Below are 10070 nucleotides of genomic sequence, written 5' to 3'. Positions count from 1 at the left end.
CCCCAGGTGCCAACGCCATTGCGGCCGACGGCTACGACAAGACTCCTGGCGCCAACGCTGTGGCTGCCGATGGCTACGACAAGACCCCAGGTGCCAACGCCATCGCGGCCGACGGCTACGACAAGACTCCTGGCGCTGCGGCAATCAGCTGACAGACCCGGATGGCATCACAGCCCGGCTCAGGCCGGGCTTAGTCATTTCTGGAGGGAAGGAAAATCCGCACGCCAGAGGCAACGTCCTGCGAACGGCCTATCGCCTTTGTCCGCGATGCCAAGCACACTATCGATCCCCGATTGTCCCTGCGGAACCTGCGAACCATGCCTGACGATATTCACTATTACGAACCAGCCAATGGCCACGGCCTGCCCCACGATCCGTTCAACGCCATCGTCGGCCCACGCCCCATCGGCTGGATCTCCTCACAGAGTGCCGAGGGCCGGCTGAACCTGGCGCCCTACAGTTTCTTCAACGCCTTCAACTACATCCCACCGATCATCGGCTTCTCCAGCGTCGGCCGCAAAGACAGCCTGAACAACATCGAACAGACCGGCGAATTCGCCTGGAATCTAGCCACCCGCCCGCTGGCCGAGGCGATGAACCAGAGCTGTGCCGCCGTACCGCCCGAGGTCGATGAGTTCCAGTTGGCCGGTCTGACGCCCGTGGCGTCGAAGGTGATCAGCGTACCGCGGGTGCAGGAAAGCCCGGTGTCCTTCGAATGCAAGGTCACCCAGATCATTCAGTTGCAACGCGCAGACCAGGCCCTGGTGCCGAGCTGGCTGATCCTGGGTGAAGTGGTTGCCGTGCATATCGCCAGGCATCTGCTCAAGGATGGGATCTACGATACCGCCGCCGCCGAACCGATCCTGCGTGGCGGCGGCCCGGCGGACTACTTCCAGCTCGGTCCGCAAGCCCTGTTCAAGATGTACCGTCCACAAGTGACGGGTTGATCACTGCGGCCCCATCACCAGGACAGTTCGCCCTCGGCGTCAACGTCGATCAGCCGCGCCAGTTCCTGCTCGGCGGCCTGATCGGCCTCGAGGGCGGTCTTGAATGTCTGCTCTGCAAGGATTTTATGAAAACGCGGTGGCTCGAAACCGCCCAGGGCCTTTACCGCAATCGCCGCGTTGTAGCCGGCTTCGCCGCGAACGGCTGCTGAAACTGCTTCGAACTGTGCAAACTCTCTACGTGCCATGCCTGTTATCCCGGCCAATTGATCGGCCGGCATTCTAAATCAGCTGGCCAGCCGTTGCAGGGAACCTGCGCTGGACAAGTGATAGTCGCACTGGGCACGGGCGGCGGACACCTCGCTGAAGGTATGGAAATCCAGGCTGTCGACCACCAGGTCCTGCACCAGCTCACCGAACACCTGCATGGCCGGCGTGTTGAAGTAGGCGGTCATGGCCGGCTGGTTGGCCCAGAAACCGGAGACCAGCCAGAGGTCGGCATCGGCCAGGGAGTGTTGCAGGGAGAACTGCAGGCAACCGGGTGCCTGGCGGGACGGTTCGATCAGGCTGCTCAGACGGGCGCCCAGCTCGGCGGAGCGCCCCGGGCGTGCGCGAACGAAGGCCATGTGACTGACAGGGATATGCTTGGACATGCTCGGCTCTCCCGAAAGGAATGTTGTTCTCGCGCCATCAACCGCCGGGACGACGGCAACGCAAACATAGATTAGTGCCCCCGGCGAGGGGTCGTTAGTCGATTCCTGTCAGCTTATTGCACAATCCTGCCGCAGCGCCTTGCCCCTCGGGTACAGCGCCAGGCCAGCGCTCTGCTGGCGGGTCCGGAGTTTTAAGCAAGCCTGGTCTGCGGTCAGCGCAGTCATCCGGCGGTCATGACGGGTCGCGGCAGGATCAGGCAAGAATTGCGCAGGATCCGGCTGGCGATCCCCCTTGCCCAAACTTAAGCTATGGCCCGTTGAAAGTGACTTTCCCGAGGGGATTCTGCATGCCACTGTCCGAACTGCCGCAAGAACCGATCCCCCCGGAGATGGAAAAACAGCGCCAGGAACTGGCCGACATCATTCGTCGCCACGCCACCGAGGACGGCAACTACCAGACCGCCGTCGACTCGCTGGTGCTGGGGCGCCACAGCCACCCCTATGATTTCGCTCCCGTGCTGGCGCAACCGGCGCTGTGCATCATGGCCCAGGGCCGCAAGGAAATACGCCTGGGCGACGGCCATTTCATCTATGACCCGCTGCATTACCTGGTGGTCTCGGTGTCGATGCCCCTCGCCGGGCGGGTGGTGAATGTCACACCCGAGTCGCCGATCCTGTCCTTGCGCCTGGATATCGACCCGAATGAAATCAGCGCGCTGATCGCCGAAGCCGGTCCCCTGGGTGTGCCCAGCCGACCAACCGGACTGGGGCTGTATGTCGAGCGTGTGGATACCCCGATGTTCGACGCCCTGCTGCGCCTTTCGCGGCTGCTCGATGCGCCCAAGGACATTCCCATGCTCGCGCCGCTGGTGCGCCGGGAGATCCTCTATCGGCTGTTGCGCAGCCCGCAGGGATATCGCCTGTACGAGATCGCCATCGCCAACAGCCAGGGGCATCGGGTGAACCAGGCGATCAAGTGGTTGAACAGCAACTTCGAGCAGCCGCTGCGCATCGACGACCTGGCACGGGAAGTCAACCTGAGCGTTTCGACGTTGCATCACCGCTTCAAGGCGATGACCGCCATGAGCCCACTGCAGTACCAGAAGCAGTTGCGCCTGCAGGAAGCACGGCGGCTGATGCTCGCCGAAGGGCTGGACGCCTCGGCGGCGGGTTATCGGGTCGGCTACGAAAGCCCGTCGCAGTTCAGCCGCGAATACAGCCGGCTGTTCGGCGCTCCGCCGCTGCGGGATCTGGCGCGGCTGCGCCAGAGTGTCTGAAATGGGAGGTGGCCCTGTTCAGCGGGCCCGCACCACGTGCTTGATCTCCTGGAACGCCTGCAGTCCCCAGGGGCCCAGCTCCCGCCCCAGGCTGCTGCGCTTGTAGCCACCCCACGCCGCCTGCGGGAAGATCACCTGCGGTGCATTGATCCACACCAGGCCGGCCTGCAAGGCATTGGCGATGCGGTCCGCCGCCTCGCCATCGGTGGTGACGACACTCGCCACCAGGCCGAACTCGCTGTCGTTGGCCAGGGCGATCGCCTCGGCCTCGCTGGCGAAACTGCGTACGCAGACCACCGGCCCGAAGATTTCCTCGCGCCACAAGGCGCTGTCCAGCGGCACCTCGGTAAACACCGTCGGCTGCAGGAAGTAGCCGCGGGACAACGCCGGCGGCCGCCCACCGCCACAGACCAGCCGTGCGCCCATGCTCAGGCCACGATCGATGTGCCCCAACACCCGCTGATACTGCGCCTGGTTGACCAGCGCGCCCATCTCCACCTCGGGAGCGAACGGATCGGCCACGCGAATGGCTTCAGCCCGCGCCTTCAGGCGCAACAGGAACTCGTCGGCGATCTCGTCGGCGACCAGCACACGGCTGGTCGCCGAGCACATCTGCCCGGCGTTGAAGAAGGCGCCGCCACTGGCGACTTCGACCGCCAGGTCGAGGTCGGCATCGGCCATGACCAGCAGCGACGATTTGCCCCCCAGTTCCAGGCTGACGCCCTTGATGGTTTCCGCCGCCCGCTGCATCACCTGGACACCCACCGCATTGCTGCCGGTGAAGGAGATCTTCGCCACCCGCGGGTCGGCCGCAAGCGGCGCACCCACCGCCAGGCCGGTGCCGCAGACGAGGTTGAACACCCCGGCCGGCAGGCCGCTGTCGGCAATGATCGAGGCCAGTTCCAGCTCCGGCAACGGCGTCACCTCCGATGGCTTGAGCACCACGCAGCAGCCCGCAGCCAGCGCCGGCGCGAGCTTCCAGGCGGTGGTGACCATCGGGAAGTTCCACGGCACGATCAACCCGACCACGCCACACGGCTCGCGGCGCACGCGAGCGGCGAAGTCGTCGCTGGGCAACGCCACGTCCTGGTCCTGCCGCTCATCCAGGCCCTCGGCCAGGCCGGCGTAGTACTCGAAGGTGGCGATCACGTCATCGACGTCGATCGCCGCCTCGAACAGCGGCTTGCCGTTGTTGGTCGATTGCAGTTGGATCAGTTTCTCGCGACGTTCGCGTACTCCCTCGGCAATTCGCCGCAGTATCGCGCCACGCTCGGCGGCCCGGCTCGCCGACCAGCCGGCGAACGCCCGCACCGCCGCCGCCACCGCCTGCCCGACCGCCTGCTCATCGCCACCGGAAACGCTGCCGAGCAAGGCTTCGGTGGCCGGGTTGATCACGCGCAGCTGTTCGCTGCCGGAACGCCACTGACCATCGATGTAGAGGCCGTCCTGATTCATTTGCGCTTTCATCACTGCCCCCTTCCGTTCATCCAGAGCGCCTGGTCGACTTCAATCAGCGTGGGGCCCGAACGTCCTGCTGCGGCACGCAGGGCGCTGCGCAGGCTTTCCTCGCTGCTGGCGGCCTCGGCGGCACAGCCCAGGCCCTTGGCGACCGCGACGAAGTCCGGGGTATGGATATCCACGCCCACTGGCGTGATGGCGCGGTTGACCATGTATTTCTTGATCTCTTCGTACCCCTGGTTATTCCACAGCAGGACGATCACCGGCGTGCTCGCCTCGACCGCGCTGGCCAGTTCCGGCAGGGTGAACTGCAGGCCGCCGTCACCGATCAGGCAGACCACCGCGCCGCGCTCGTCACGCCGGGAGGAACGCCCGAGCCAGGCGCCGATCGCCGCCGGCAAGGCGTAGCCAAGGGTGCCGTAGCCGGTGGAGGCGTTGAACCAGCGCCGCGCCTGCCGCGGGTTGAGCGTCAGGTTGCCGGTGTACACCGGCTGGGTCGAATCGCCCACCAGCACCGCATCCGGCAGCACCTCGAGAATGGTTTCCAGAAAGCGCGTCTGGGCACGGGTCGGCGCATCCCACTGGCTGTCGAGTTCGGCACGCAGGGCCGCAGCGCGGCGGTGCCCCCAATCGTCGCGGCGCGCAGCCAGGCTGCGACCATCGAGCGCGACGAGCAACGCTTCTGCCGCCACTTGCGAATCGGACACCAGGGCGACCTTGGGCGGGTAGTTGCGCACGGTCTGGTCCGGGTCGATATCGATGCGCAGCAGGGTACCGGGGATTTCGAAACCGCCGGCGAAGGTGATGTCATAGTCGGTTTCCGCCAGCTCGGTGCCGATCGCCAGGACCACGTCGGCCTCGGCCACCAGGGCGCGGGTGGCGACCAGGGACTGGGTCGAGCCGATCAGCAGCGGATGCTCGCCGGGCAGCATGCCCTTGGCGTTGATGGTCAGGGCCACGGGCGCGTCGAGCCGTTCGGCGAGCCGGGTCAGGGCCGGCGCGGCGTCGATGGCACCGCCACCGGCGAGGATCAGCGGGCGTTTGGCAGCCGCGAGCCAGTCGGCCATTTGCGCCACGGCGGCGGGTGCCGCACCGGCCCGGGCAATGTTCACCGGCTGGCTGTCGAGCAAGGCGTCGGCGTTTTCCACCAGCACGTCGAGCGGGATCTCGATATGCACCGGACGCGGCCGCCCGGCCTGGAACAGGGCGAATGCCCGGGCCAGCACCGCAGGCAGCTCAGCCGCCGACATCAGGGTATGGGAGAACGCCGCCACGCCGGCCACCAGGGCGCTCTGGTTCGGCAGTTCATGGAGCTTGCCGCGCCCGCCGCCCAACTGGCTGCGCGACTGCACGCTGGAGATCACCAGCATCGGGATCGAGTCGGCATAGGCCTGGCCCATAGCGGTGGTGATATTGGTCATGCCGGGGCCGGTGATGATGAAACATACCCCGGGCTTGCCGCTGGTGCGCGCATACCCGTCCGCCATGAAGCCGGCACCCTGCTCATGCCGTGGCGTGATGTGCTCGATGGTTGAGGTCGCCAGGCCGCGATACAGCTCCACGGTATGCACGCCGGGAATGCCGAACACCTGCTCGACCCCGTAGCCCTCCAGTAACTTGACCAATACTTCGCCGCACGTCGCCATCGCTTGCCCCCTGTTGTTCGTCTTGACCGTGGCAGCGCGGGCCACGGTGGTGGCGTTATTGGAGCGTCCGGGCGATGGCGGGCACAACGCAAAAATAGTCATACTAGCCATGTCCTGTCGTCATGCCTGAGTCCGCCATGAAACGTCTTCCACCCTTGCCGGCGCTGCATACCTTTCTGATCACCGCCCAGTGCTGCAACTTCACCCGGGCGGCCGAGCAGTTGCACATCACCCAGGGTGCGGTGAGCCGACAGATCGCCGGGCTGGAGCAGCACCTGGGTTATGCGTTGTTCCAGCGCCAGGCCCGCGGCCTGAGCCTGACCGCCCAGGGACGCGAGCTGTTTCCACGGATACAGGAAGTGTTCCGGCAGATCGAAGAGGCGGTGGACCACGTGGGCGCCGGGCATCCGGCGCTGAAGCTCAAGGCGCCGATCTGCATGATCCGCTGGCTGTTGCCGCGCCTGCTGCACTGGCGCAAGGAGCGTCCGGATGTGCCGGTGGAACTGACCACCAGCCTGCAGCACGGGGTCGACTTCCGCCGCGAGGACTTCGACGTGGCGGTGATCTATGGCGCCCCGCCGGGCCCCGCGGTGACCGCCCACCATCTGTTCGACGAGCAACTGACACCGGTCTGTTCACCCCAGTTGAGGCAGGGCGCGATCGCGCTGGAGCAGGTCACTGACCTGGAGCACCACACCCTGCTGCACCCCACGCTGGACCAGCAGGACTGGCAGACCTGGCTCGAGGCGGCCGGTGTCAGCCTGGGCAATATCGGCCAGGGCCAGCACCTGGAGACCATGGACGTGGCGATGTCCCTGGCGTCCCAGGGCACGGGCGTGGCGATCGGCGACTGGGCGTTGATCGGCGAGGACCTGAGTGCCGGCCGACTGATGATGCCGTTCGATTTGCGGGTGCGTACCGGGCAGGCGTACTACCTGGCGTATCCGAAGCGCTCGGAGGGGTCGGCGGCGCTGCATGAACTGAGGGAGTGGCTGGTGGGGCAGGCGGCGCAGCGGACTGATCGGTAGGGTCGATGCAACGTTCCGCTATCGCCAGCAAGCCGGCTCCCGGAGTGTCGGCGTCGTCCACCCGTCTTGTGTACAACACACAACCTGCAGGAGCCGGCTCGCTGGCGATCCGCCGAAGGCGGCCATTTTCCGGCCGCCAAAGGACGGGATCAGTAACCGACGGCGAAACGCTGACGCGAGTGGGCGGGTTGCTCGATTTCGTCCAACAGGGCAATCGCATAGTCGGCGAAGGTGATCCAGCTGCGCCCTTCGGCACTCACCAGCAGATGATCCTTGCCCAGACGGAAACGGCCGGTGCGCTCACCCTCGACGAACTCCGCCGAGGGCGAGAGGAAGGTCCAGTCCAATTCCTTTTCCTGGCGCAGGCTCTCCAGGAATGCCGCCCCGGCGCTCGCCTCGGCCTTGTACTCCGGCGGGAAACCGGGGCTGTCGATGACCCGGCTGTTGTCCGGCAACAGCAGCGAACCGGCCCCACCGACCACCAGCAGGCGCTTGACCCCGGCCTTCTTCACCGGGCCGATCACCGCCACCGCCGGCAACGTGGCGAAGTGCGCGGCACTGATGACCACGTCATGGCCGGCGACCGCCGCTTCCAGCGCCGCGGCGTCCAGCGCATCGACCGCCTTGCTGACCACACCCTCGCGATGGGCGATCTTGGCCGTGTTGCGGGCAATGGCCGTGACGCTGTGGCCGCGACGCAGGGCTTCTTCCAGCAGTTGGCTACCGGCACGACCGGTGGCACCGATGATTGCAATCTTGCTCATGACACTCTCCAGTTCCAATCGAATGACGCTGTGCGTCGAGGGAGTCGCCCTGTCCGGGAACAGGGCGCCTGATCCGCAAACCCTTTTGTCAGTGGCCGGGCCGGCTCACCACTTCATTTCACCCTTGGCGACCTTGGCGCTGAGTTCCAGGGAGGATTCCTCGCCGAGGTTCGGATAACGCTGTTTCATCGCCGCGATCAGTTGCGCCGAGTCCTTGGCCTTGGCCGTTTCCTCGTCGAAGGCCTTGATGTAGTCCGCCGTGAATTGTGCGGCGGCCAGCGTATGCGGGCCGTCACCCAGGAAATGGCCCGGCACCAGGATCTTCGGCCGCAGCGCCTGGATCCGTTGCAGCGTCGCCAGCCAGTCCCGGTGGGACTGGGCGGACTGGGTGTCGGCCATCCACACGTGGATGTTCTGTGCGACCACCACGCCGCCGACCACCGCCTTGAGCGACGGGATCCAGACGAAGCTGCGATCCGGCTGCGGGCCATCCAGGCCGATCACCTCCAGCTCGCGTCCTTCCAACATCAGACGATTGCCCTGGAGGACCTCCGGCACGATGGTCCTGGCGGGAACATCAGTTCCCATTTTCGGCCCCCAGAACGCCAGCTTGCCGTCGACCGTGGCCTTGATGTGCGCCACGGTCGGCGCCGACGCCAGCACCTTGGCCTGGGGGAAGGCCCTTGTGAGGGTGTCCAGGCCGAAGTAGTAGTCCGGGTCACCATGGCTGATGTAGATGGCGGTCAGTTGCTTGCCACTGGCGCGGATCTTCTCCACCACCTGTTCGGCCTGGGACTTGCCGAACTGGGCGTCGACCAGCACCGCTTCCTTGCTACCGCTGACCAGTACCGAACTGACCGGGAAAATCGCCGAGGTGCCGGGGTTGTAGACATCCAGGGTCAGCGCCGGCTCGGCGGCGGCCGCGTGGGCGGCAAAACCCAGCACCGCGCTGGCGAGCAGGAGGCGGCGAAGTGAGGTGAATCCAATCATGTAACGCTCCGGTATCTGTAGGCCGTGATAGGCGATGGACAGAGCTTAGTTGCCCGAACCGATACAAAAAATGCGATGCTGGGACATAGTTTGTTTCTCAAAGCGAGCAAATCATGGATCGTCTCACCGCCATGCGGGTGTTCGTCACAGTGGTCGACCTGGGCAGCCAGTCGGCGGCGGCGGACCATCTGGAAATGTCACGCCCGGTGGTTTCGCGCTACCTGGCAGAACTGGAGGACTGGATCGGTGCACGGCTGATGCATCGCACCACCCGCAAGCTGAGCCTGACTGCGGCCGGCACTGAAACCCTGCCGCGCTGCCGGCAACTGCTGGAGCTGTCCGGCGACATGCAGGCCGCCGTGAGCATCCCCGACGAGGCGCCGCGCGGCCTGCTGCGGATCAGCGTCAGCACCTCGTTCGGCCAGGCCCAGTTCGCCGACGCGATGACCGAGTACGTGCGCCGCTTCCCCGGCGTCAACATCGACCTGCAGATGCTCGACCGCACCGTCAACCTGGTGGACGAGCGCATCGACCTGGCCATCCGCGCCAGCAACGACCTGGACCCGAACCTCATCGCCCGGCGGCTGACCGTCTGCCGCTCGGTGATCTGCGCCTCGCCGGCCTACCTGCGCGAACACCCGGCACCACAGCGGGTGGAGGACCTGAGCCGCCACAACTGCCTGACGCATTCCTACTTCGGCAAGAGCCTCTGGCACTTCGAACAGGACGGCGAGCAGGTGTCGGTCCCGGTGCAGGGCAATATCAGCGCGAACGAGGCCAGCACCCTGCTGCGTGCCGCCATGGCCGGTGCCGGTATCTCGATGCTGCCCACCTACCAGGCCTGGGCATACCTGCGCAGCGGCGAACTGGTGCGCCTGCTGGCCCACGCCGAACCGCGCACCATGGACATGTACGCCGTGTATGCCTCGCGCAAGCACATGCCGGCAACGCTGCGCAGCATGCTCGATTTCCTGGTGGTGCGGTTTCCGGAAACACCGGCCTGGGACAAGGACCTCTGATCGAGGAAAAGCTGGCAAGTGGCGGCCACTGGCCTAATCTTGAACTCAGTACTTCTCGCGAACCGGGTTCGACAGTCAGAGGTCTGCGTCATGAATATTCTAAAAACAAGAACATGTGCCGCCGTACTTGCCATCGGCGCCGTACTGGCTCTGTACGCCACCGCTGCCTGGCGGGTCGAACAGATCAGGCAGGCGCCCCACGCCGTCGCCAGCTGCAACCTGGAGCACTGCGTGCCGCACACCGCGAGCCTCAGTGCCTTGAGGTAAGGCCCTAGGCTATGTACGAAATCG

At 65.7% G+C, this 10070-nt stretch carries 11 protein-coding genes; 5 read left to right on the top strand and 6 right to left on the bottom strand.

From position 1 onward, the window contains the following. Window positions 1-317: 317 nt before the first annotated feature. On the top strand, window positions 318-947 hold the full coding sequence (locus PF66_RS23540; RefSeq protein ID WP_054060845.1) for a flavin reductase family protein: 630 nt from the start codon (window positions 318-320) through the stop codon (window positions 945-947). Window positions 948-961: 14 nt separating this feature from the next. Here PF66_RS23540 and PF66_RS23535 read toward each other — a convergent pair whose 3' ends face one another. Beyond that, entirely contained in the window at window positions 962-1192 is a 231-nt protein-coding gene (locus PF66_RS23535) for a hypothetical protein (RefSeq protein WP_054060846.1), read from the bottom strand. 39 nt (window positions 1193-1231) lie between these two features. Then, entirely contained in the window at window positions 1232-1597 is a 366-nt protein-coding gene (locus PF66_RS23530) for a putative quinol monooxygenase (RefSeq protein WP_054060847.1), read from the bottom strand. Between the two features lie 347 nt (window positions 1598-1944). Between PF66_RS23530 and PF66_RS23525 the strand changes: the two genes are divergently transcribed. Beyond that, window positions 1945-2874, top strand: a complete 930-nt coding sequence (locus tag PF66_RS23525) for an AraC family transcriptional regulator (protein WP_054060848.1) — start codon at window positions 1945-1947, stop codon at window positions 2872-2874. An 18-nt stretch (window positions 2875-2892) separates the two neighbouring features. On the opposite strand, the gene PF66_RS23520 is transcribed toward PF66_RS23525, so the two are convergent. Beyond that, window positions 2893-4341 carry an aldehyde dehydrogenase family protein gene (locus PF66_RS23520; RefSeq protein WP_054063968.1) on the bottom strand — a complete coding sequence of 483 codons (1449 nt, stop codon included), beginning with the start codon at window positions 4339-4341 and terminating at the stop codon, window positions 2893-2895. Beyond that, a complete protein-coding gene (locus tag PF66_RS23515) occupies window positions 4341-5978 on the bottom strand; it encodes a 5-guanidino-2-oxopentanoate decarboxylase (protein WP_054063967.1) in 1638 nt (545 codons plus the stop codon). The genes PF66_RS23520 and PF66_RS23515 overlap by 1 nt, the downstream gene beginning before the upstream one ends. Window positions 5979-6115: 137 nt before the next feature. Between PF66_RS23515 and PF66_RS23510 the strand changes: the two genes are divergently transcribed. Beyond that, entirely contained in the window at window positions 6116-7006 is an 891-nt protein-coding gene (locus tag PF66_RS23510) for a LysR substrate-binding domain-containing protein (protein ID WP_054057989.1), read from the top strand. A 149-nt stretch (window positions 7007-7155) separates the two neighbouring features. Here the strand turns inward: PF66_RS23510 and PF66_RS23505 are convergent, their stop codons facing one another. Both PF66_RS23505 and PF66_RS23500 read right to left on the bottom strand, forming a co-directional pair. Next, window positions 7156-7770: an NAD(P)-dependent oxidoreductase gene (locus tag PF66_RS23505; protein ID WP_054063966.1), complete on the bottom strand. Its 615-nt coding sequence runs from the start codon at window positions 7768-7770 to the stop codon at window positions 7156-7158. A 105-nt stretch (window positions 7771-7875) separates the two neighbouring features. After that, complete coding sequence (locus PF66_RS23500) at window positions 7876-8760, bottom strand: MBL fold metallo-hydrolase (protein WP_054063965.1); 885 nt, start codon at window positions 8758-8760, stop codon at window positions 7876-7878. A gap of 113 nt (window positions 8761-8873) precedes the next feature. Here PF66_RS23500 and PF66_RS23495 point away from each other — a divergent pair, with 113 nt between their 5' ends. Both PF66_RS23495 and PF66_RS33210 read left to right on the top strand, forming a co-directional pair. Then, complete coding sequence (locus PF66_RS23495) at window positions 8874-9779, top strand: LysR family transcriptional regulator (RefSeq protein ID WP_054057986.1); 906 nt, start codon at window positions 8874-8876, stop codon at window positions 9777-9779. A gap of 90 nt (window positions 9780-9869) precedes the next feature. Beyond that, complete coding sequence (locus PF66_RS33210; protein ID WP_193394226.1) at window positions 9870-10046, top strand: hypothetical protein; 177 nt, start codon at window positions 9870-9872, stop codon at window positions 10044-10046. Window positions 10047-10070 lie beyond the last annotated feature (24 nt).

The sequence above is a fragment of the Pseudomonas asplenii genome (assembly GCF_001293465.1).
Lineage (GTDB): Bacteria > Pseudomonadota > Gammaproteobacteria > Pseudomonadales > Pseudomonadaceae > Aquipseudomonas > Aquipseudomonas fuscovaginae_B.
This window is presented reverse-complemented; position numbering and strand designations above follow the sequence as displayed.